The sequence below is a fragment of the Streptococcus sp. CF8_St5-17 genome (assembly GCF_024295665.1).
Lineage (GTDB): Bacteria > Bacillota > Bacilli > Lactobacillales > Streptococcaceae > Streptococcus.
This window is the reverse complement of the sequence record NZ_JANCOU010000003.1, coordinates 97833-120756: the sequence shown is the minus strand read 5'-3', so window position 1 is coordinate 120756 and position 22924 is coordinate 97833. Positions and strand designations below refer to the sequence as shown.

Annotated in this window: 21 protein-coding genes; 5 read left to right on the top strand and 16 right to left on the bottom strand. The window is 40.2% G+C overall.

Annotated features, from left to right (window positions below):
* Nucleotides 1–86: 86 nt before the first annotated feature.
* From NMM19_RS04005 to NMM19_RS03980, 6 genes are all read right to left on the bottom strand, one after another.
* A complete protein-coding gene (locus NMM19_RS04005; RefSeq protein ID WP_254730059.1) occupies nt 87–950 on the bottom strand; it encodes a DUF2262 domain-containing protein in 864 nt (287 codons plus the stop codon).
* 149 nt (nt 951–1099) lie between these two features.
* A complete protein-coding gene (locus tag NMM19_RS04000; protein ID WP_254730057.1) occupies nt 1100–2257 on the bottom strand; it encodes a LysM domain-containing protein in 1158 nt (385 codons plus the stop codon).
* 175 nt (nt 2258–2432) lie between these two features.
* Complete coding sequence (locus tag NMM19_RS03995; RefSeq protein WP_178894516.1) at nt 2433–3047, bottom strand: HAD family hydrolase; 615 nt, start codon at nt 3045–3047, stop codon at nt 2433–2435.
* 3 nt (nt 3048–3050) lie between these two features.
* On the bottom strand, nt 3051–4331 hold the full coding sequence (locus NMM19_RS03990; protein ID WP_254730055.1) for an MATE family efflux transporter: 1281 nt from the start codon (nt 4329–4331) through the stop codon (nt 3051–3053).
* A 60-nt stretch (nt 4332–4391) separates the two neighbouring features.
* Complete coding sequence (thrC, locus tag NMM19_RS03985) at nt 4392–5876, bottom strand: threonine synthase (RefSeq protein ID WP_178894514.1); 1485 nt, start codon at nt 5874–5876, stop codon at nt 4392–4394.
* A gap of 74 nt (nt 5877–5950) precedes the next feature.
* On the bottom strand, nt 5951–7228 hold the full coding sequence (locus NMM19_RS03980; protein WP_178894513.1) for a gamma-glutamylcysteine synthetase: 1278 nt from the start codon (nt 7226–7228) through the stop codon (nt 5951–5953).
* 324 nt (nt 7229–7552) lie between these two features.
* Here NMM19_RS03980 and NMM19_RS03975 point away from each other — a divergent pair, with 324 nt between their 5' ends.
* Genes NMM19_RS03975 through NMM19_RS08390 form a run of 4 tightly spaced genes read left to right on the top strand, consistent with a single transcriptional unit; the run spans nt 7553 to nt 10460 of the window.
* Nucleotides 7553–8542 carry a PTS sugar transporter subunit IIB gene (locus tag NMM19_RS03975; RefSeq protein WP_178894512.1) on the top strand — a complete coding sequence of 330 codons (990 nt, stop codon included), beginning with the start codon at nt 7553–7555 and terminating at the stop codon, nt 8540–8542.
* A 29-nt stretch (nt 8543–8571) separates the two neighbouring features.
* A complete protein-coding gene (locus tag NMM19_RS03970; protein WP_006151319.1) occupies nt 8572–9384 on the top strand; it encodes a PTS mannose/fructose/sorbose transporter subunit IIC in 813 nt (270 codons plus the stop codon).
* A gap of 14 nt (nt 9385–9398) precedes the next feature.
* Nucleotides 9399–10310: a PTS system mannose/fructose/sorbose family transporter subunit IID gene (locus tag NMM19_RS03965; RefSeq protein ID WP_178894511.1), complete on the top strand. Its 912-nt coding sequence runs from the start codon at nt 9399–9401 to the stop codon at nt 10308–10310.
* Nucleotides 10311–10370: 60 nt separating this feature from the next.
* Complete coding sequence (locus tag NMM19_RS08390) at nt 10371–10460, top strand: IS3 family transposase (RefSeq protein ID WP_367400507.1); 90 nt, start codon at nt 10371–10373, stop codon at nt 10458–10460.
* An 83-nt stretch (nt 10461–10543) separates the two neighbouring features.
* On the opposite strand, the gene NMM19_RS03960 is transcribed toward NMM19_RS08390, so the two are convergent.
* From NMM19_RS03960 to NMM19_RS03915, 10 genes are all read right to left on the bottom strand, one after another.
* Entirely contained in the window at nt 10544–11254 is a 711-nt protein-coding gene (locus NMM19_RS03960; RefSeq protein WP_178894510.1) for a leucine-rich repeat domain-containing protein, read from the bottom strand.
* A gap of 368 nt (nt 11255–11622) precedes the next feature.
* The gene (locus NMM19_RS03955; RefSeq protein ID WP_004250643.1) at nt 11623–11868 is read right to left on the bottom strand and encodes a hypothetical protein; all 246 of its coding nucleotides are present in this window, start codon (nt 11866–11868) and stop codon (nt 11623–11625) included.
* Between the two features lie 166 nt (nt 11869–12034).
* Nucleotides 12035–12598, bottom strand: coding sequence for a DUF4230 domain-containing protein (locus NMM19_RS03950; RefSeq protein WP_006151309.1), 564 nt, complete (start codon nt 12596–12598; stop codon nt 12035–12037).
* A gap of 276 nt (nt 12599–12874) precedes the next feature.
* Nucleotides 12875–14191, bottom strand: coding sequence for an ISL3 family transposase (locus NMM19_RS03945; protein WP_006151344.1), 1317 nt, complete (start codon nt 14189–14191; stop codon nt 12875–12877).
* Between the two features lie 138 nt (nt 14192–14329).
* Nucleotides 14330–15664: an aminopeptidase C gene (gene pepC / locus NMM19_RS03940; RefSeq protein ID WP_178894509.1), complete on the bottom strand. Its 1335-nt coding sequence runs from the start codon at nt 15662–15664 to the stop codon at nt 14330–14332.
* Between the two features lie 120 nt (nt 15665–15784).
* A complete protein-coding gene (locus tag NMM19_RS03935) occupies nt 15785–16507 on the bottom strand; it encodes a pseudouridine synthase (protein ID WP_178894508.1) in 723 nt (240 codons plus the stop codon).
* Nucleotides 16508–16672: 165 nt separating this feature from the next.
* Nucleotides 16673–17245 (bottom strand): nucleotidyltransferase family protein, encoded by a 573-nt coding sequence (locus NMM19_RS03930; protein ID WP_178894507.1) that lies wholly within the window; start codon nt 17243–17245, stop codon nt 16673–16675.
* Nucleotides 17226–18224: a Holliday junction branch migration DNA helicase RuvB gene (gene ruvB, locus NMM19_RS03925; protein ID WP_302851378.1), complete on the bottom strand. Its 999-nt coding sequence runs from the start codon at nt 18222–18224 to the stop codon at nt 17226–17228. The genes NMM19_RS03930 and ruvB overlap by 20 nt, the downstream gene beginning before the upstream one ends.
* Before the next feature lie 186 nt (nt 18225–18410).
* Nucleotides 18411–20822 carry a flavocytochrome c gene (locus NMM19_RS03920; RefSeq protein ID WP_254730053.1) on the bottom strand — a complete coding sequence of 804 codons (2412 nt, stop codon included), beginning with the start codon at nt 20820–20822 and terminating at the stop codon, nt 18411–18413.
* Between the two features lie 25 nt (nt 20823–20847).
* The gene (locus tag NMM19_RS03915; RefSeq protein ID WP_254730051.1) at nt 20848–21456 is read right to left on the bottom strand and encodes an NADPH-dependent FMN reductase; all 609 of its coding nucleotides are present in this window, start codon (nt 21454–21456) and stop codon (nt 20848–20850) included.
* Nucleotides 21457–21676: 220 nt separating this feature from the next.
* On the opposite strand from NMM19_RS03915, the gene NMM19_RS03910 reads away from it, so the two are divergent.
* Nucleotides 21677–22876, top strand: a complete 1200-nt coding sequence (locus NMM19_RS03910) for an OFA family MFS transporter (protein WP_254730049.1) — start codon at nt 21677–21679, stop codon at nt 22874–22876.
* The last annotated feature ends 48 nt before the right edge of the window (nt 22877–22924 follow it).

Here is a 22924-nt window from a genome sequence, read left to right as displayed (position 1 = left end):
TGCAAATCTTTTGCTCACTCCGAAAAAAGCCTCTTGGTTTCAATCCCAAAAGGCTATTTTTTTATATTCCTAGATAAAATCCAGCACTAACCTACCAAATCTGCTCGAAGGATTTCTCCCTCTTTATCGATGACAACTTCGATAGCATGGCCTGCAAAAATTTCCTCGCTATCATCATAGTAGAGAGTCAATTCCCCATCTTCGTTGATCGATAGTTCACTCAAGGAAAGTGAGTTGGTAAAATACTCTTCTGTTAACTCCACATCATTTTCATCTGAATCAATCCAGTCTTGAGCTGTTTCCCACAGTTCTTTGACGATATAGTCTTTAATCTTAGCATCTTGAACTTGGAAAGATCCCATAAATTTCTTTAAATCATCGAAAGAACTTGGAGGAAGGCTTTCATCTGCACCCGCATCAAACATAGCATGAATCTTACCGCCTTCATAGGTGATGAAGCCTTCAAACCAAGAATAGGCTCTATTTAGGGTGAACTCCCCAATAGCGTCTCGAATGATAACAGGTTTCTGGTAGGTTTCGATCAAGGTCTCTAACCTAGCATCCGTAGATTGGTCATCTAGGTATTCCAGCAAGTGGTAGCAATTGTTCGCCACTTCTGACATATAAGGCTCTAACTCCATGAAGGGACGTTTTTGACACTTAATGCGGTGAATTTTGTAGGGTTCAAAACTAAAGCCCCAATGCTTTTCTTTAAATTCTTCCGGAGTCAGGAGCCATTCCAAACGTCCTTCAAGTTCAGAAAAGTCCTGAGTTTCGACATTGACACTAGCTTTAAAATGAACGGACGGCATTAGACACCCATCTTTTAAAGAAGCAGCCCCATTTACATTTTGGAGGGTAAAAATCAAGAGTTCGACAATTTCACCACAAAATTCCTTTTCAAAATCATCTCTTGTTTTCTCAAATGGGGGTTTTAATCGGTTTGTCATTCTTATCATCCTTTCGCTCTATGCTTAAAATCGTTAGTGTAGCTTTGTATCCGCTTACATTATATCGTGTTTTAAATTTTATTTCACTTATAAAGTGTGTCATAACAAAAAAAGAAGCGGAAACTCAAGTTCCCAACTTCTCATTATTCTTAGTTCATCGATACGTGTACGTGGTCATAGTGGTTTTCTGTAACGCTTCCACGATCTGGCATTGGATTCCAAGTGTAGGCTGGTCCGTATTTGCTATCAAATGGTGCGTAGAAACGTTGTTTCCAGATGATGTAACTGATGCCACGGCTAGCCATATTTTGGATAGCATAATCTGCAATTTGGTCACCTAGGGCTGAACTTACTGGAACCATAAAGTCAATAGCAAGACCTTTTCCGTGATCCCCACTATCTCCTGGGCGGTAACCACTAAATGATGTGATACCGAACAAGTTAGCTACTTCTTCTTTAAAGGCAGCCGTTTGTGGTTGTAGACCTGCATTTTCTGATTTTGAAGCTGCAATACTTGCATAATCAGGAGCGGCTGGCGCTGTATAAGTTGCTGATGCACCTTGACTTGGTTCAGCTTGATAAGTTGCTGGAGCTGACTGAGCTTCTGTTACTTCTTCAGTAGTAGCTTCTGTTGTAGTTGTCTCCTCAACTGTAGTCGTTGTTTCTTCAACAGTTGTAGTTGGTTCAGCAACTGTAGTTGTTGGTTCAGCGATCGTAGTTGTTTCCTCAACAGTAGTTGCTGTTTCTTCGACGGCAGATGTTTCTGCTGCAGCCTCTGTAGTAGTATCTACTACTGTTTCTTCTGCTGGTGTTGCAGTTTCTGTTGTTGCATCCTCACTAGCTTGTGAATCTGTTGTTTCTGCTACAACCTCTGTTTCTTCAACTGGTTGAGTCAAATCTTCAACTTTTACAGTTTGATCATCAACAGTGACTTGGTTGTTTGTCAAATCTGCTGTCGCAGTTGTTCCTTCACCACCGTTTTCTTGAGGTGTGTATACTTCAACTTCTGTTACTTCTTCATCTTCGTTAACAGTTGTAGTAAGAACTGTCTCAGGGAAAATCAAATCAATATTGCTGATCTTGTTCAAGTTAGCAAGGACATTTAAGTCTACTCCCAAAGCTTCTGCAATTGTACTTAGGGTATCTCCGTACTTAATTGTATAACTTGTTTTATTTTCGCTTTTAGCAACATCGTTTTGAATTTGCTCTACTGTACGTGGCGACCATGCAATTTCCTCTGCTTGAGCTGCCAAAGAAGGGGCAAGTGATAAAGCTACTGTTGATGCTAAAATAATTCTTATCTTCATACTATTCAAACTCCTTTTCAAATGTAGTACCTGTCTATCATAACACAAAGAAAAAATTAAAAAAGCCCTTTTGGGGCTATTTAACAGAACTGTACATTCGTTGTAACAAATCAAATTACTTGAAATAGTTTGTTAGTTTCTTGTCATCAAGCTGACACATTCTTCCTAAAAAACTCTAGAAAGAAAGCGAGCTAATATCTTCTAAATGCTCTATCTGTTGATTACAAGCTGCGGGAGAGGCAAGGAAATTGATACTCTGGATGCCACTGTTTTGAGCAAAATCGATATCCAAAGTTCTATCTCCTATATAATAGGTCTGTTCTGGATCCAAGTGGTATTTATCGATGAGGTAGGTAGCTGCTTCTGGACTTGGTTTACGAGCAAAACCGCTCTGGCTTGTCAAAATTTCTGTAAAATAAGAATCCAATCCTAGATCACGTAAAATGGTAAAGGCATTGTCTCCTTTATGAGTATAGACAAATTGCTGAATTCCTTGCTGATCTGCCCAAGCTAGAACCTCACGTGCACCTGGCATCAAGACGACTTGGGCATTTTTTTCAGCCAAGCTCTGAGCACGAACTTGATTGAGGAGCCCTACATCTAGTCCTCGCTCTTTTGCCACTTGCTCCAATAAATCCTGGACAGAATATTTCAAGATAAAAGCTCGAACTTCTTTCTTGTTATAAGGAAGAGAAAACTGACGATAGGTTTCCTCAATTCCTGCTAAAATGGCTTCATAAGAATCCAGTAAGGTTCCATCCAAATCCCAAATAAAAGCTGTTTCTTGCATTTCTTATCCTTTCGATGTCATATAAACTTGATAACGATAGCGTAGGAACATCCAACGGAAACCATTATCCAAAAGCGTCCCTGCCCAGATACCAGGCAAGCCCCAACCAAGAACAATTCCCATCAGGTAGCCTGTTCCGATACGGATACACCACATCCCGATACTTGTTGCATAAAAGGGGAGGCGAGCATTTCCCAAACCCTGCCAGATAGCTGTATAAATGACTGTCCCCGTCGTCATTGGAGTCCCTAGTAGAGAGAACAGCGTCACCAAAACACTGGCTTCAATAGCCACAGGATCACTGGTGTAGAGGTAACTTAGTGGGGTTCCGAGAGCATAGATACTAAGCGTCAAGGGCAACATGAGAAAGAGGGATAGCCAAAAAGTTTGCCTACTGAGCTTGTCCACCCTTGCCCAATCATTCTCCCCTACTGCTCGTGCCACCTGCATTACTGTTGCCGTCGCGACACCAAAAGCAGGCATGTAGTTAAATTGAGTCAAGACTTCACCAATCGCGTTTCCCGCAACTGCCTCTGTCCCAAAGGAAACAACCAAGGCAATAATGACAACATCTCCAGCTCGCATCATGAGACGCTCTCCCGCTGCAGGTAAAGCCAAGTTTAGCAAGTCTTTATCCAGTCCAAACCTTGGCCTCGTATATGGAAGTTTTAATTGTGACCACAAAATCACAACCCCGACCAAACGAGATAGAATGGTTCCCCAAGCTACACCAGCAATGCCCATATCAAGGATAAAAATAGCCATACTTGAAAAGACAATATTCAAGGCATTGGACAAGAGACTCACATAGAGGGGGAGACGAGGATTATGGGTAGCACGAATCAAGGCACCCAGACTAGTCATCAAGCCCAAGAGGACAATTGTCCCACCAACTAAAGCTAGGTATAGTCCACCACTCTCAGCTACAGCCGTTTCTGTCCCCAAAAGACCTATCATCTCTTGTCCTGCAAAGATGGACAAGGCTCCTAAAAATAAACTCAAGAGTAGGATGATTTTGAGTGCTTCTGTCACATGGTAGGCCAGTCTAGACTGGTCCTTCTGCCCCAAACTTTTTGAAATGACGCTTGAAATCGCAGCTCCTAGAGCAATAAAAATTGCCTGGTAAATGGTGATAATATTGCTCGCTACAGATACACCCGAAATGGCTATCAAACCTAGATGGGCCACCAGATAACTATCCACCATTCCCATGAGCATCTGCAAGAAATTTTCACCCATGGCTGGCAGGGCTATGTTGAGAATATCTTTATATTTCTTAAACAATCCTTCCTCCTGATGAAAAGAAACTCAGTTAGTTTCCCAACCGAGTTTACTTCCTCTGTTTTAAAGTCCTAGATAAGATTCTACTGCAGTCTGCATCTCTGCTGCTGCAACAGTTGTCTTGTGACGAACTGGAGCTGTTTCAAGGCCATCAACTGCTGGTGGCACTGCTACTCCTGAAATTTCATGTAATTGAGCCAAGGCTTCAAAGTCGCTAAGACCTGATTGTCCAGTTACAGCTTCCACCGCAACCACTGGGAATTTGTAAGGACTAGCTGTTGATGCAATCACTGTCTTGGTCGCATCACCAGTCGCTGCTTGGTATTTTTTATAAACTGCTGAAGCAACCGCTGTATGAGGATCCTCAATGTAAGAATCAGCCTCATAGACACGCTTAATTTCTGCTGCGGTCTCTGCTTCTGTTGCATACTCTGCCGCAAAGAGGTCCAAAATCTCTGTATCAAAGTCTGTCAATTCATACTGACCTTGAGTGTTCAAGGCATTCATGAGTTCCGCTGTCTTTTCAGCATCATTTCCCAAAAGATGGAAAATCAAGCGCTCCAAGTTTGAAGACACCAAGATATCCATAGATGGGCTAGTGGTCACTTTAAATTCACGCTTCTTGTCATAAACACGAGTTTTAAAGAAATCTGTCAAGACATTGTTGTCATTTGAAGCACAGATTAGCTTGCCGACTGGTAGGCCGATTTGTTTGGCGTAAAAGGCAGCCAAGATATTTCCAAAGTTTCCTGTCGGTACGGTAAAGTTAACCTTGTCACCAGCCACAATCTCGCCAGTTTTAACAAGCTGAGCGTAGGCATAAACATAGTAGACAATTTGTGGTACCAAACGGCCAATATTCATAGAGTTGGCTGATGAAAATTGGAGCTTGTTTGCTGCCAATTTCTCGCGAAGGGCCACATCGTTGAACATATGCTTCACATTTGTCTGAGCATCATCAAAGTTTCCATCAATGGCGATAACATGAGTGTTGTCCCCAGTTTGAGTGGTCATTTGCAACTCTTGCACCTTGCTGACACCGTCTTTTGGATAAAAGACGATGATTTCAGTGCCTGGAACATCTGCAAATCCAGCCATGGCAGCCTTCCCAGTGTCCCCAGATGTTGCTGTCAAGATGACAATCTTGTTTTCCAAGCCATGTTTCTTAGCAGCTGTCGTCATAAAGTATGGCAAGATGGACAAGGCCATATCTTTAAAGGCAATAGTTGAACCGTGGAAAAGTTCCAAGTTGTATTGGCCATCGAGTTTAACAAGAGGAGCGATAGCTGGAGTGTCAAACTTGCTGTCATAGGCATTGTTGATACAGTAGTCCAACTCCTCTGCTGTAAAGTCATCCAAGAAGGCTGACAAGACAAGCTTGGCCACTTCTTGGTAAGAAGCATCTTTCAATGTATCAAAATCCAAATCTACCTTTGGATAGCTAACTGGAGTAAATAAACCTCCATCTGTTGCCAAACCTTGCAAAATTGCTTGACTGGCTGTTACGGTATTTTTCGCATCACGCGTTGATTGATAAACTAATGTCATAAATCTCTATCCTTTATCTATAGTCTCATCCATTATAACATGATTTTTCAGAAAATTCTCCCTTTATAAGAAAATTATAGAGTCATTTCTTCTTTTAAAGGCTCTAAGTAGGTCATTTCACTTTGACCTCTCATCTCAAGACCTTGCTCTGCTATCGCTAGCAAGTCTTTGGAAAAACGTACAATCCCAGCTTTTTCCTCGTCTGTGAGCTGCTTCTTAGAAAATTGTCGTCTCAAAGACTTGTAATCACGACCAAAACTTTCAAAGAAAGGAGCTGTTTCTAGGTAAGCTTCAAGCTTGTCTAAATTCACCAAAAGTCCCAAGTGAAAGGCTGCCGAAGCAAAAGTGCGGTCTAGGGGTTGTGTACAAACACTCCGAAATTCGACTGTTCCTCGAGTTGTTAAGTCTTGGAATTGATAACTACGGTGCGTTTGAAAATCCTTTTCTTGAGGGACAAGCAGAGTCTCTTTCCCATTTAAAGTATAAGCATGAATCTCATCAGTAGCTAGGTAATCTCTAGCACGAATCGGAGAAAAATAGTAGGTTTCTCCATCTCGTTCTGCTGTGAAAATCGCAGAGTGGTCTAGATAATCAAAGAAATCATCCTCATCTTTGAAGAGTTTTGAATTGACACCAACGTTCTCTGGATAAATCCCATGCATAGAGTCTTCCCAAAAAATATCTCGTGAAATCTGAGTATCCCAGTCTGCTCCCGAAAACTCAGAATTGGCAAATAAGTAAGCTTTTGCTGCTTCAATCTGAGTGAAAGCATTAATGACACGTAGGTAGTTAGCAGTCGATACATCCAACTGAACTTGACTCCCACAGATAAAGGCTCCATATTGTGGGAAGTCATGCAAATTAACTATCTCTTGGCGACTTCCCATATGTAGGTAATCCATCAGCATCTGGTAGCGTGGATAAGCCACCGGTCGATTGTCATTCTGATCCCAGTTTGGATGAATCCCCCAACCCTGAATAGCATGATCCTTTTCGCCTAGCCTTTCCTGAATGACCTTCATATAAGCTTGAAATCGTCCTTCGACCTCTTGGATTTTCTGGGCTCTACCAAAGGCAAACTCCAAGGTCGTGTAGGAAACCTCAAATAGAATCCGATCCTGACTCATTGGTTCTACAAGTTGAATCGGATTTCCGTCCTGGTCCTCTTTTTCAACTTCCAGGCTGAGAGCATCCACTAAAAATCGCATCAAGTCCTTGGTGACTTCAATATCTGTGGATTTCCCTTTCGTGTGTACGATAGGAAACTCCAACTCAATACCAATGTAGAGTTCTGGATTTTCTTTGATATTTTTTAAATAACGTTTTTTCAATAACTGAACAGAAGGGGACATATATACCTCTCACTCTAAATTCTCTTACTAGAAACATCAATTGCTTTCTATATTATACCAAAAAACTCTATGAGAACTTGACCGAAAAACGACTTTCAACAAATTGTTAATTACTTTGAAGTTTTATACTAATTTTCCCATGCAAGATTTTATGAAATCTCGAAAAGTATCGATATATCAATATCTTCAAAAACAAACTTCCCCCTTACATTCTTAGGATTTATTATAAGTAGTTGATTTTTTGCTGAAAACGGTTTATACTTAAAGAGTCTTAAAGTTTTCTTAAACTACAAGTCAAACATTTTATAAGGAGGAATGACAATAATGAGTATCGGAATCATTATTGCGAGCCACGGTGAATTTGCCGCGGGTATTCATCAGTCAGGATCTATGATCTTTGGTGAACAAGAAAAGGTTCAAGTTGTAACCTTTATGCCAAACGAAGGTCCAGATGATTTATACGCCAAATTCAACAATGCTGTGGCTGCATTTGACGCAGAAGATGAGGTTCTAGTCTTGGCTGACCTTTGGAGTGGTTCTCCATTTAACCAAGCTAGTCGCGTAATGGGAGAAAATCCTGAGCGTAAATTTGCCATCATCACTGGACTTAACTTGCCGATGTTGATCCAAGCCTACACAGAGCGTCTTATGGACGCGAATGCTGGAGTGGATAAAGTCGCTGCGAACATCATTAAAGAAGCTAAAGATGGCATCAAGGCTCTTCCAGAAGAGCTAAACCCAGCTGAGGAAGTTGCAACTGCTGCAGCTGCTCCTGTAGCCCAAGCTGCTATCCCAGAAGGAACAGTTATCGGAGACGGTAAATTGAAAATCAATCTTGCTCGTCTTGACACACGTCTTCTTCACGGACAAGTTGCAACTGCTTGGACACCAGATTCAAAAGCAGACCGTATCATCGTTGCTTCAGATAACGTTGCAAACGACGAATTGCGTAAAGAGTTGATCAAACAAGCTGCTCCTAACGGAGTGAAAGCTAACGTTGTTCCAATCAAAAAATTGATTGAGGTTGCAAAAGATCCTCGTTTTGGTAACACACACGCCCTTATCTTGTTTGAAACACCTCAAGACGCCCTTCGTGCTATCGAAGGCGGTGTGCCAATTAAGACTCTTAACGTTGGATCAATGGCTCACTCAACTGGTAAAACAATGATCAACAACGTATTGTCAATGGACAAAGACGACGTTGCTACATTTGAAAAAATGCGTGATCTTGGTGTTGAATTTGACGTACGTAAAGTACCAAACGACACTAAAAAAGATTTGTTTGACTTGATTAGCAAAGCTAACGTTCAATAATTAACATTAAATAGAAAAGGAATAAAACCATGTCAGATATTTCAATCATTTCTGCTATCTTGGTTGTAGTTGTTGCCTTCTTCGCAGGTCTTGAAGGTATCCTCGACCAATTCCAATTCCATCAACCAATCGTAGCATGTACCCTTATCGGTCTTGTAACTGGTAACCTCGAAGCAGGGGTTATGCTTGGTGGATCACTTCAAATGATCGCCCTTGGTTGGGCTAACATCGGAGCTGCCGTAGCTCCTGACGCGGCTCTTGCTTCTGTTGCTGCTGCAATTATCATGATCAAAGGTGGTAACTTTACTACTGAAGGTATCGCAGTCGCAACTGCAACTGCAATCCCTCTTGCCGTAGCTGGACTTTTCTTGACTATGATCGTTCGTACAATCTCAGTTGGTTTGGTTCACACTGCAGATGCTGCTGCTAAAGAAGGAAACATTGCAGCTGTTGAACGCGCTCACTACTTTGCCCTTGCTCTTCAAGGTCTACGTATTGCTATCCCAGCTGCACTCTTGCTTGCAATGCCAACTGAAGCAGTTCAAGGAGTATTGGAACTTATGCCAGAATGGCTTAAAGGTGGTATGGCTGTCGGTGGTGCCATGGTCGTTGCCGTTGGTTATGCTTTGGTTATCAACATGATGGCTACTCGTGAAGTATGGCCATTCTTCGCTATCGGTTTTGCTCTTGCAGCAATCTCTCAATTGACTTTGATTGCCCTTGGTGTCATCGGTGTTGCCCTTGCCTTCATCTACCTCAACCTTTCTAAACAAGGTGGAAACGGTGGCGGAGGAGCTGCAACTTCTAACGATCCAATCGGTGATATCCTAGAAGACTACTAGAAAGGGGAACAATCATGGCTGAAAAAATTCAATTATCAAAATCAGATCGCCAAAAAGTTTGGTGGCGTTCACAATTCCTTCAAGGTTCATGGAACTACGAACGTATGCAAAACTTGGGTTGGGCTTACTCTTTGATCCCAGCTATCAAGAAACTTTACACTAAAAAAGAAGACCAAGCCGCTGCTCTTGAGCGCCACCTTGAGTTCTTCAACACTCACCCATACGTAGCTGCTCCAATCATGGGAGTTACTCTTGCACTTGAAGAAGAACGTGCAAACGGTACTGAAATCGATGACGCTGCTATCCAAGGTGTTAAAATCGGTATGATGGGACCCCTTGCTGGTATCGGTGACCCAGTCTTCTGGTTTACAGTACGTCCTATCCTTGGTGCCCTTGGTGCATCACTTGCTGCAACTGGTAACATCGTTGGTCCACTTCTCTTCTTCTTTGGATGGAATGCAATTCGTATGTCTTTCCTATGGTACACACAAGAGTTTGGTTACAAGGCTGGATCTGAAATCACTAAAGACATGTCTGGTGGTATCTTGAAAGACATCACTAAAGGGGCTTCTATCCTTGGTATGTTCATCCTTGCCGTTCTTGTACAACGTTGGGTTTCTATCAACTTCACTGTCAATCTTCCAGGTAAACAATTGGCAGAAGGTGCTTACATCAACTTCCCAGAAGGCGCTGTTACAGGTGGAGAATTGAAGGGTATTCTTGGTCAAGCACTTAGTGGTTTGAGTTTGGATAGCGTTCAACCACAAACGCTTCAAGGTCAGTTGAACTCATTGATCCCAGGATTGATGGGACTTCTCCTTACTTTCCTTTGCATGTGGTTGCTTAAGAAAAAAGTATCTCCAATCACAATCATCCTTGCACTCTTTGCAGTTGGTATCGCAGCTCGTTACTTCGGTATCATGTAATCTCGGTGAGAATATACAAACAAAAAAGAATCAGGTTTATCACCTGATTCTTTTGGCTCTTTGTCAAATAGTGTTGATGAAGAACCTAATGAAAAAAGAATCCAACAAAAATTGGACTACCTGTCTCCGGTTGAATACCGAAGACGGTAGCCCTAGGGTGTTTTTATTAAATTCTCACTTTTTGGGGTCAGTCCCTAAGCCTGATAGTAGTTTCTTGTTCATACTATTCCCCTTTAGTCATTTACTACTTTAAGTCCCATTGTTTTAGCTACTTCTTCTGCTTTTGATCCCTTAGGTGTATGAATTTCTACATCTGGGTTACAGTTATCTACAAAATAGAATATGTCTGTAATTTCTGTTACACTTGCTGGAATTGTAATGGATTTAATTGACTTTGTGCCCCAGAATACTAATGTTCCAATACTCTTTGTGCCTTCTGGGAAAGTTACTTCTTCAAGAGAACTACATCCATTGAAGATATCATCTTCTACTGTTTCTATTGACTTACCTAAGTATACATACTTTAGAGCACCATCAATCGCAAATGCAGCTTTCGATAGATAACGTACTGTATCTGGTAGAACGATTGCCTCACAGTTCTTTAGGTTTGCTAGACCACGTTCTCCAATTGCGATAACAGGTTTACCTTTGATTTCCTTTGGTACACGAACAACCTTGTCATCGGAAGTACAACTATAGATAACATAACCTTCTTGCCATTCATCATATGTGAAGTACTTTTCATCTGTCTCTGGGAAGTCTTTGAAGTTCTTCTCAGTTACTTCAGAGTTGTTTGTTGTAGTTGTTGTGTTTTTTTCAGTTTCCTTTGTTTCGTTTGTAGATGTACTTGTTGTAGTGTCTTGTTTTGGTTCTTTAGGTCCACAGCCTACTAAACCTGATAAGAGTATTGCTGCACATAAGCCTGATAATAGTTTCTTGTTCATTATTTCTCCTCCTAATATTTTATGAATATATTAATACCTATATGTTATAAGATGTAGATATTCTTGCTAATATCAAATATTTCTATTTAATCTTCCTATAAATATACGCATGTTAATATATTAATATCTTTAAGTATTTATAACTATAGTTCCTTAATTTTCCCAGTAAAAAACGAAAGGCACCACAAGTTATTTATATGTTTTCTTTAAACGATTCATGTACTTCTGTCGCAACTTCTCGCCCGTCTTTAATTGCGGTTGCGATAGATTGAGGACCTAAATATGCATCACCTGTTATTATTTATTTCTATTGTATTCTGATGTTGACCGAAAATCAAATTTTTACCTTTCATCTAGAACACTAAAGTCTACTTTTGTTCAATTGCTGCAACGACAAGATCACATGGAATAATATGTTCACTACCTGCCACTTCATGCGTTAATCTTCTTCCACTTTCATCTGATTCACCAAGTTCCATTGTAATAACCTTTACACCAGTTACTTTCCCACTCTCATCACGCAATACTTCTTTAATATTCTCTAAGAAATGGAATGTAACACCTTCATTGTGTGCATCTTTGATTTGTAGTATAGCTTCTAGTATATTGTTCATATGGTCATCATCCTTTTGTTTTAGGTTTAGGCGCTTTTAATATAATGGATGTTGGCCTTTTTGTATACACTAAAATAGGGTTGGTGGAAAATTTCCATCAACCCTAAAAATTATAGAACCACACAAAACCCTGACCAGAGATGGTCAGGGTTTTGTATTTCAAAAATTATTCTGTAAATTCTATAGTTACTTTTACTTCAGAATCCATTGAAGAAAATATTGTTTTATAATAATTGATTGCAGATTCTTTAATTTCACTCTTAAATTTATCTAAATACTCTGCTTGTTTATCACTAGAAAGTTGGTTTGTGACCAATTTCCCAGTATCAACATCTTCTGTAGTCCCACTTAATAACTCTCCATGACTATCATATAAATCATAAGGATCATCTTTTGAAAGTTCAACACCAATTACTTCCAATTTTGGAACAATAACCTTATATTCTTTTTCGCTTATTTGTTCAACCTTTACACTACTTTTAATTCCAAATTTAGCGTTATAATTTAAAATTACTAATGCTGCTTTTTTAGAGAACGGCACATCAAACCCAAAAACTTGAGTTGTTTTTGTTTCAGAAATAATTTCATTAATTCCCGCATTCAAAAATACAACTTCATTCACTTTTTCAATACTTTCGATATTAATTGACGATTTGACTTCTGATTTATGTTCCTTAGGTAAGAAAAATAGCACTCCAATAGCTATAATAGCTATTAATACCAGATTCAATAGAACACTAAACTTATTAAATTTCTTCTTTAATATAGACAAGATAAAAAAACCTCACTTTAAATAATCTATCTAAATTTTACACATTCTAAAGAAAACAGTCAATATTTTTTCGTACTATCTTCTAAAATTAATTGTGCCTATTAAAAATGAAATTAGTTTGTTGCATTTGATTATATTTTTTGAACACCAAATCCATTTAAAATTGAGTGCTATTTTGAGCACTAAAAAAGGGCTCTTTGTCAAATAGTGTTGATGAAGAAATTTAGGAAGGGATTAAGCAACTAATTGTTGCTTAATTCCTTTTTGTTTTGGGCCAAACATTTTTGTTATTAAAATAATCCTATTTCTAAAATAGTAATAGTTTCTAAAGCCGTAGGCATTTCTTTTAAGCACTTTTATTTTATTGTTTATTCCTTCAATAGGGCCATTTGTTCTAGTTGGATACTCACAAGTATTTTGAATATATGGCAAGTAAGTCATAAGAGTCTTTAATACTCTTTTTAAACCAGGAGATAGGTCTAATTGCGTAGCTGCTTCAATCGTTTCCTTGAATTCTATATAATCTCTATCCTGTATACATTCACGAGGTGAATGTACAACCTCATAATCATTTTTTAGAGATGGATTGTTTTCTAAGATATAATCTACGATTCCTTTACTTGTTATGAAGCTTTCAAAAAGCTTATAACGATTATATTTATAGTTCTGAAGTTCATTAGGGTTCTTTAAAATTAACTTCCAATAATGTTTTAACTTTCGATATAATTTAGGATTTTTATAACGATGCTGATTCATGACACGTACCCGAGTTCGATTTAATTCTCTATTTAAGGCTTGTACGATGTGAAAAGGATCAATGATAATTTTAGCGTTAGGAAACATTTCTTTTATTAATTGAATGTACGGTAAGTACATGTCGATTGAGATAGTTTTTACCTTTAATCTTGTCTTAGTCTCAAAACGATGAAAATATTGTTTTAAACTGTAAGATTTTCTATCACGTACAACATCGACCAGCTTGTGTGTAGTGCTATCACAAATAATGAAGCTCATATTACTATCGGAAGCTTTGACGGATTTAAATTCATTAAAACACAAATGTTCAGGGAAATCATGTAATGGTTTAATCGTTAATAATCGTGCTGTATCATCTATGATACGTCTTACAGTATGAACTGAAACATTTGATTCTTTTGAGATATATATTTCAGATACTGTTTCACTTATTTTTGCCTTAATTTCATTTTTTAATCGTTTCGAAATATGACAATGTTTTTCTACAATGCGACTAGCATCTGCGGTAAATGAAGAACTACATTCTCTACAGAGAAATCTTTGCTTGCGTAGATTTAAGTAGGCCGGAAGGCCTGAAACAGAACAGAGAGTGATACGAGAAGTTTTCGTTCCGTTTTTAACGATATTGTTATTTTGGCTAACACACCCACAAACAGTACAAAATTCTGGTTTATGCGTATATGTAGCTGAATAAAATAAAGATTTTCCCTTTTTAAATATCTTCTCTTGAACTTTATCATCCCAAATAATGTTTTTATCTTTGATTTGTAGTGTAGCTTCTAGTATATTGTTCATATGGTCATCATCCTTTTATTTTAGGTTTAGGCGCTTTTAATATAATGGATGTTGGCCTTTTTGTATACACTAAAATAGGGTTGGTGGAAAATTTCCACCAACCCTAAAAATTATAGAAACATTCTTTTTATATCTCATTTATTCTGCCAAGGCACCCATTGGATCCCATGGTGCAAGGACGATTGGTTCTGCTTCGTAAGCAGCTCGTTCTTCTGCTGTTAGTAATTCCTTACGAACAACAATTTGGTAAGTGTATTCGTCCATCCAAGCATCTGAAGCAACAAAGTAACCATCGGTACCAACCTTGTCTCCCCATGAGTTTTCAACTTTCCACTTGACTGATTTACCGTTTTCGTCCACATCAACACCTGTCAAGACCATGGCGTGAGTCATCAAGCTTTCGCTGTAATCCAAACGTCCAGCCTTGTCTTGAGTGAGTTTAATGTCCATGCTTGATTCAAAGTCATAAACATCTGTCGCAAGGATTCCTGCTTTACGGTTGCTGAGCTGACCGACATCTGAACCAAACCAAACAGTTTCACCTGTTTGCATTTGAGCAATCGCTAATTCTTTCAAGCGCTCCATCGGTACGTTAATGTAACGAACTGCACGGCTACCAACGACATTTCCCAACATTTCAACTGTGTATGATTTACCGTATGGTTTATCAGCAGTTGGAGCATTGATCACAGAAACGTAGTCTTCTAGTGGAAGATCGACATATTTCTTGTAAAACTCTTGTGGAGTGATGCCTTTTTCGCTTTGGTAGTTATTGTCTTTATCACGATAAGCAAAGTCAAATTTACGCGGTGGGAGGCCTAGTGACATTGCAAGGAAGTTAAAGATTTCTTGCAAGAGATCTTCTTTCTTAGTCTGAACAGTCGCTTGATCCGCACCTGAAGCTAATAGATCTCGCAAGATTTGAGCATCTTGACGAAGCAATTTGTTAAGGATTGCATTGAGCTCACGGCTACTGCTAGATGAGATAGATTCAGGATACACTGATTTAGGTACGACACCGTATTTTTCAAAGAGAGAAACTACCATATCCCATTGTCCGCCATCTTGTTGTGGAGTTTGGAGTAGGAAGCTAACCTTGCGGCTAGTCAATTCTTGATCTGCAGTCGCAATCACTTGCTCCAAGAACCAGTTAGACTTTTCATACTTGTCCCAGAAGAAGGTGTGCGCTTGTGACAATTCAAAGTTTTCAAGTTTGTATTGAGAGATGAGTTTGTGGCGGAAAGTATTGAGAGCCGCAAACATCCAGCAACGACCAGAAGCCTTCTGGTTAGTGACCTTGTCCTTAGTCAAGTCAAGCGAGAAAACAGGTGTATTGTCTACATGGCTTTGGCGACGCTCTAGGGCTGCAAAAATTCCATTGTGGCTAGCAGCATTTTCGATAGCTTGGTACTTTACATTTGCTTCATAGTTGGCAAATAATTTATCTGTAAATGATTCTTGAATCGCGTTCATAAAATCCTCCTTTTTTCTTACTGTCTATTATAACTCTTTTCACAAAGGAAGCAACCAAAAACTGAAAAAGGCAAGGATATTTTCCTCGCATTTTCCTAATATTTCATGGTGCTGCTATCACTAGCTGACACTTTCAAGCAAAGCTTCTAGTTCTTCCTTACTTAGGCGACGCCATTCCCCAGGTTTCAGATTTTCATCCAAGGTTAAAGTTCCCATAGTCAGACGTTGCAAGTCTACCACTTCCTTGCCACAATAGGCTACCATGCGTTTGACCTGGTGGAATTTCCCTTCTGCAATGGTCACACGAACCAGACTTTGATTCTTTTCTGCATCCATAGACACAAGCTCCAGCTTGGCAGGTTGGCAGGTAAAGTCCTTGAGCGGAATGCCCTTGGCAAATGTCTCAATGTCTTCATCCGTCATGATTCCATTGACTTGCGCCAGATAAGTCTTATCCACATGGCGTTTTGGTGAAAGAAGAGCATGAGCCAGCTGGCCATCATTGGTCAAGAGCAAGAGTCCATGCGTATCGATATCCAAACGTCCTACTGGGAAAACTTCCTTTGAACGAGCTAAGTCATCCAACAAATCCAGTACAGTTTTGTGTTTGGGATCTTCAGTTGCTGAAATAACACCCTGGGGCTTGTTCATCATGTAGTAAACAAACTCCTCGTAGTCTAACTTTTGCCCGTCAAAACAAATCTCGTCCGTGTCTTCATTGATTTGCAGTTTGGCAGATTTTTCCTTTTTGCCATTGACCGTCACGCGCCCAGCCTTTAGAAAGTTTTTGACCTCCGTCCGGCTTCCTACTGCACATGCAACTAAAAATTTATCTAATCTCATAGGGCTATTATATCATGAAATTTCTTGAACTAAGAACAAAAAAAGCCGCCTGATTGGGCGACTTAATTTTTTTATAGGGAGATTATTATGAAAAAGTTTTAGGAGTATAAGTTAAGTTCTTCTTAACTTATGAGGTAAGTATACAGCTCCTATCTTAAAGTTTCCTTAAGTATTTTTAATTGTGAGATTTTTCCATTTTTCTCGCCAGTTTTTCTTGGATAAACGCTGTTGATAGAGCTTCATTCGGTCTTGATTTTCTAAAAAATGAGGAGTTGGACGAACTTGAAAGTTCAAAATATCCTCCAAACCATAAGGCGCAAAGAGCTCTAAAGTTGCGCCAGCATGCAAGCGAAGTCCTACTGCCGTACAACGTTCAGGATATTTACTCATGGCATCGCAGGAATTTCTATACGGAGGCGTGTGGGGACTATGCTGATGCATATAGACTTGATTTTTCAATTCCCATTGATACTGAGGAAAGTCCTCTCTCAACTTGTTTTCTAGAGCTAGCGTTTCTTCGTAACTCACATCTGGGTCAAAGAAAATCACGTCCACATCTGTTTCACGGTCAAAGGCTGGCTTATCTGACAAGAGATTCCAGATAAAATTTCGGACCGATCCAGCCGCCAACCAGGAATCTTTCAACTCCAAGTCACGGATGATGGTCAGAATAGCCATTATATCAGGATTTTCTCTAAAAGATTCTACGATTTCAGCCTTATTTTTCAATATATTCATACCCTAAATGTTCATAAGCCTTGGCTGTCGCGACCCGTCCTGAACGAGTTCGCATGATAAAGCCTTTCTGGATCAGGTAAGGTTCATACATATCTTCTACCGTCTCACGCTCTTCAGCGATATTAACCGAAAGAGTACCTAGACCGACAGGACCGCCACCGTACATTTCAATCATGGTGCGGAGAATTTTCTGGTCCACATAGTCCAAACCTTCATGGTCTACATCCAGCATAGTCAAAGCCTTATCCGTAATCACATCATCAATCAAGCCATCGCCCATAATCTGCGCAAAGTCGCGCACGCGCTTGAGAAGACGATTGGCGATACGAGGAGTCCCACGGCTACGTAAAGCTAACTCCAAAGCTGCTTCATGAGTGATTTCCATCTCAAAAATATCTGCCGTCCGCTCGACAATCTCTGTCAAGTCATCATGGGTATAGTATTCCATGTGACCAGTGATCCCAAAACGTGCACGAAGTGGATTTGAAAGCATCCCAGCTCGTGTCGTCGCACCAATCAAGGTAAAAGGTGGCAAGTCTAGATGGACACTACGGCTAGCTTCTCCCGCACCAATCATGATGTCAATGTAGAAGTCTTCCATGGCACTATATAGCACCTCTTCTACCGACATGGGCAAGCGATGAATCTCATCAATGAAAAGAACATCTCCTGGCTCCAAGTCATTCAAAATCGCTACCAGATCACCGGCTTTTTCGATAACGGGACCAGACGTTTGTTTGAGATTGACTCCCAGTTCATTGGCAATAACAAAAGCCATGGTTGTTTTCCCGAGACCTGGAGGGCCAAACAAAAGAACATGGTCCAGCGCTTCATCACGCATTTTAGCCGCCTCGATAAAGATTTGAAGCTGATCCTTGACCTTGTCTTGACCGATATATTCACGTAAATATTGGGGACGGAGGGTACGCTCTACCAACTCCTCATCACCCATGATTTCATTATCTAAAATTCTACTCATGTTCCTATTATAGCAAAAATCTAGTAGACAAACAAAAAAGCCACCGAATTTGGTGGCTTCTTTAGGGAGATTATTATGAAAAAGAAAAGTTTAGGATTTCTATTAAATAAAGTTAGGAGGTCTTTACTTAATAACTATATGATATAAGACAATACTTAAAATTAGCTTAAGATTTTAAATCCATTATTAACAATTTTCTTGAACAGCTGTTTGACCTGCAATACGTCCAAACGTAAAGATATCCGTAAGTGAATTTCCTCCTAGACGGTTACCTGCATGAAGTCCTCCTGCAACTTCTCCAGCAGCATACAAACCAGGGATAATCTGACCTTTTTCATTTAAAACATGTGTTGAAGTATCAATCTTGAGTCCACCCATTGTATGGTGAACAGCGGGTTTCCTTGGTGTTGCGTAGAACGGTGCAACCTCACACTTGAGATCGAAACTACCCTTGTTAAATTCAGGGTCAAATCCTGCATCAACATAAGAGTTGTACTTCTTGATTGTATCCGCTAAAACTTGTGGATCCATACCAATCTGAACTGCCAATTCTTCTATCGTATCTGCACGGTAGAGAGTGCCTGCTTTGACTTGGGCATCGATTTTTTCTTGGCTAGTATTGTAGGCTGTTGCCTTGATGCGGTCATCCGCGATCAAGTAGAACAAACCTCCATTATCAATCGCTGCTTGAGATAACTTATCTCGGCTACCGTACTCATCCACAAATCGCTTCCCTTCAGTATTTACCATGATAAAGTTAGCTGGAGGAACTTGAAGTCCTGAGAAGAGAGCACCTGTCACTGGATCGGATACTGGCATCATTTGGCTAAAGCCCATACCCACTAGGTCAGCACCTACACTTTGACCCAAGACGATTCCATCCCCTGTTACGGCTGGTGTATTAGATGTGGCAATATCATCCGCAATTTCAGTCCAGTAGGTATTGTATTTTTGTAACATCTTGGTATTGGCACCAAATCCTCCAGAAGCTAGAACGACGGCATCTGCATGAACGATGATGGTTTGACCGTTTCGGCCTTCTGCTCTGACACCCTTGACAGCCCCTTCTTCTACAAGCAATTCTTTGACTGGAGAGTCCGTCAAAATCGTGCCTCCATTTTCTAGAACATATTTTTGTAGAACCGAGATAAAAGCATAACCCATTGGTTGAACCGGCTTATGACCACGACGCCAAAGGGCTCCAACTGGCATTGTGACTTCACTACGAACAAATTCAACACCGATGTCTTCCAACCAGCGAACAGATTCTAGGGCACGTTCAGTCAATACAGAAACCAAATCATATTGGCCATGAATTTCATGTCCTTGTAAATCTTTTCGTTTTCCACCGATATAGGTTTGGATACGGTAAAGTAAGGTAGAATCAAACAAATAGCTTGGATCTTGCAAATACTTCTCAACCTCAACCTTCAAGGCTCTAAAGTCCTCTAAATATTCTGGGTCAATCGTTGATTCATCTGTCGCAATCAATTCTTGAAGCGTATGTGCCTCACCTGGATGAGCTGCGAAGGTCCCTTGCCATGCTGGATCTGGTGCATTCATTGGACCACCTGCACGAACCGTATTTCCTCCAATTGCTGGGAATTTCTCTACGATAATTGGCTTTTTACCAGCTTGTAAAACTGCAGCAGCTGCAGCTAAACCAGCTCCTCCACCTCCGACGATGACAACGTCTGCCTGATAAGTTTTATCTTCTTTATCCAAGGCAGATGGAGCTTTGGAACGTTTGCGTAAAACATCTGGATTTGCACCAGCTTGTTTGACCGCACGCGCAACTCCATCCAAGACACCATTTGAAGTCACAGAAGCTCCTGACACCGCATCAACATTTAAGGTTTGCCCCTCAATGATTTCCGCTGGAATACGGGTAAATACAACATCTGCAATACCTGAAGATTCTCCAGAAGAATCGATTTCAATTTTTTCAATACGGTCTTCAGAAACGGTGACGTCCATCGGTAACTTACCATTGTGACCTTCAGTTGTAACATGATAAGTTCCTGGTTCAAATCGGATTTCTTCAGGAAGGTTTAGTTGGTTTGCAACAGATACAAAGCGAAGGAAACGATAGAAACAGCTATCTAAGAAATCAACAGTTCGCTCATTAATCAAATCTCCATTTGCATCAAATGCTCGATGAGCTCGACCAAGTAAAAATTCACTTCCTGGCATAACTGTTGCATTTACCCCGGGTGCATCAAGAATCTGACGAAGATGAAGTTGGGCACGCGAAGATCCTTGAACATCATAGGAAGCCCCTACAATCATGGTTGGTTTCCCATCTAGTGGATGAATGTTAAAAGACAACCATTCGAGCAAACTATTTAAACTTGATGGGATTGTATGATTATGCTCAGGTGTCGCGATAATGACACCATCAGCTTCCGAAATCGCTTTGTTAAACTTCTGAATAACAGGTGTATCTGTTTGATCATCGGTTTCATTGAACATCGGTACATCGGTAATTTCTAAAATCTCAATATCGGCTTTTGACGCAAAATGTTTTTTCATAAATTGCAACAAACTGCGATTATAGGATTGTTTGGCATTGGTACCAACAATAGCTACTAATTTCATGGATTGTTCTCCTTTCTTGAAATACTTATGCTTTCAACCATTCTTCCCAGATGAAAGATTTCTTACGATTTGTATCTTCTGGTTTGACTAAAGCCTTTGTTAGTTCAACAAAATTTTGGAATTCTGCAAAATGTTCTTCCAACTCTGCGACTTTTTCAGGATTGTTCAAATTATAGTCATCGTCCAACACCTGTTCAGAATGACCTAGGAAAAATTCTGTCCCTGGCATGACTCTTGCTTTTAACTCAGGCGCATCAAGAATCTGACGCAAGTGCGCTTGGGCTCTAGATGTTCCAAGCAATCCAAGAGAAGCTCCGACAATCATCGTTGGTTTGTTGATCAAAGCGCGACTAGTATAGGCAATCCATTCCAAGGCTGAAGCCAAAGGTGCTGGTATCGTATGGTCATATTCAGGTGTTGAGATAATCACACCATCTGCAGCAAGGATTTTTTCTGAAAAAGCTTGAACTTCGGCAGGCGCTAGCTTGTCCTCAGGTTCGTTAAATGCTGGCAAGTGTTTGATTTCCAACACCTCAATGTCGGCTTTATCTGAAAAATGCTTTTGCATAAATTTCAAAAGTTTCCGATTGGTTGAGCGGTCAGAGTTTGTTCCAACGATAGCAACTAATTTCATCTTGCTACCCCCTTTTTTGTTTTATTCACTTTCATTATACTACTTTAAATTATCTTCGACATTCATGACACTAAAACATTGTGTTATTCTATCAGTTTATCTTATCTTAGTATAACTTAGTGAAAAAATTAACAATATTTTCTTAGAAAGTATTGACCCTCATTTTTAACTATGTTATAGTCTTTGTGAAAAATGTATTAAGTTAAAGGAGGGTCTTCTTATGAAAGAGACATTCAATCGTTGGCAAGTTCTAGCTGCGTCAACTGCTATTCTTCTCTGTACAGGTGCTGTCTATTCCTTTTCAGTTTTTGCTGGACCTTTAAGCTCCTCAACAGGTTGGTCTATGTCCGAGATTATGCTCGCATTTGCTATTAACTCAGCTATCGGACCGATTCCGATGATTCTTGGAGGTTACCTGGTAGACAAGGGATATGTGAAATGGACAATTGCACTTGGTGCCCTTCTATTTGCTAGTGGCTTTTTCCTAACTGGTTATGCTAGTTCACCAGCCATGCTCTATCTTACCTATGGTTTGATGGCAGGTCTTGGTCAAGGATTTGCTTATTCAGGAGCCCTCTCAAATTCTCTTCGCCTCTTCCCAGATAAACGTGGTTTAGCTTCTGGGATTCTAACAGGAGGTATGGGATTTGCCGCAGTTATTGCGTCACCAGTTGCAAGTAGTCTCATTCAAAAACAAGATGCCTTCTTTGCTTTTCGAACCATTGGACTTGTCTATATTGTTGTGATTATCGCTGCCATTTTCTTCATCAAGGCAGCCCCAAGTGGCTACCAACCAGCAGGTTGGAAAGCTCCCGTACAAACTAAACAAGGACCTGCCAATAAAAACTGGAAAGAAATGCTACAGGGTCCTTTATTCTACATCATTATCAGCATGTTCTTTGTCGGTGCCTTCTCTGGTTTGATGATTGCCTCTCAAGCATCCCCAATTGGTCAATCAATGTTTGGACTCTCTGCTGGTACAGCAGCTCTCTATGTCTCTCTCTATTCAATCGCAAACTCTAGCGGACGCTTTATCTGGGGATCACTCTCTGATAAAATTGGTCGTTCTCAGACTCTATTAATTATCTATTCAGTCATCGTATTGGCACTTTTCTCCTTAACAATCATCCCTGGACAATTTGGCTTTACTCTAGGAATCATCGGTCTTGGCATCTGCTTCGGCGGTGTTATGGGTGTCTTCCCATCTATTGTCATGGAGAACTACGGACCTGCTAATCAGGGAGTCAACTACGGCATCGTCTTCACAGGTTATTCTTTAGCTGCATTTTTTGCACCTAAAGTTGCGGTTCAAATGGCAGCAGCTAACAATGGAAATTACAGTGCCGCATTCTACGTTGCTATCGCTCTCGCAGTTGTTGGGCTTCTTCTCAATCTCCTTTACATGAAGAAGAAAGGTTAGAGAAAAACTTCTCATCAAATACTCATTACTAATTTAAGGCAGGGTCGG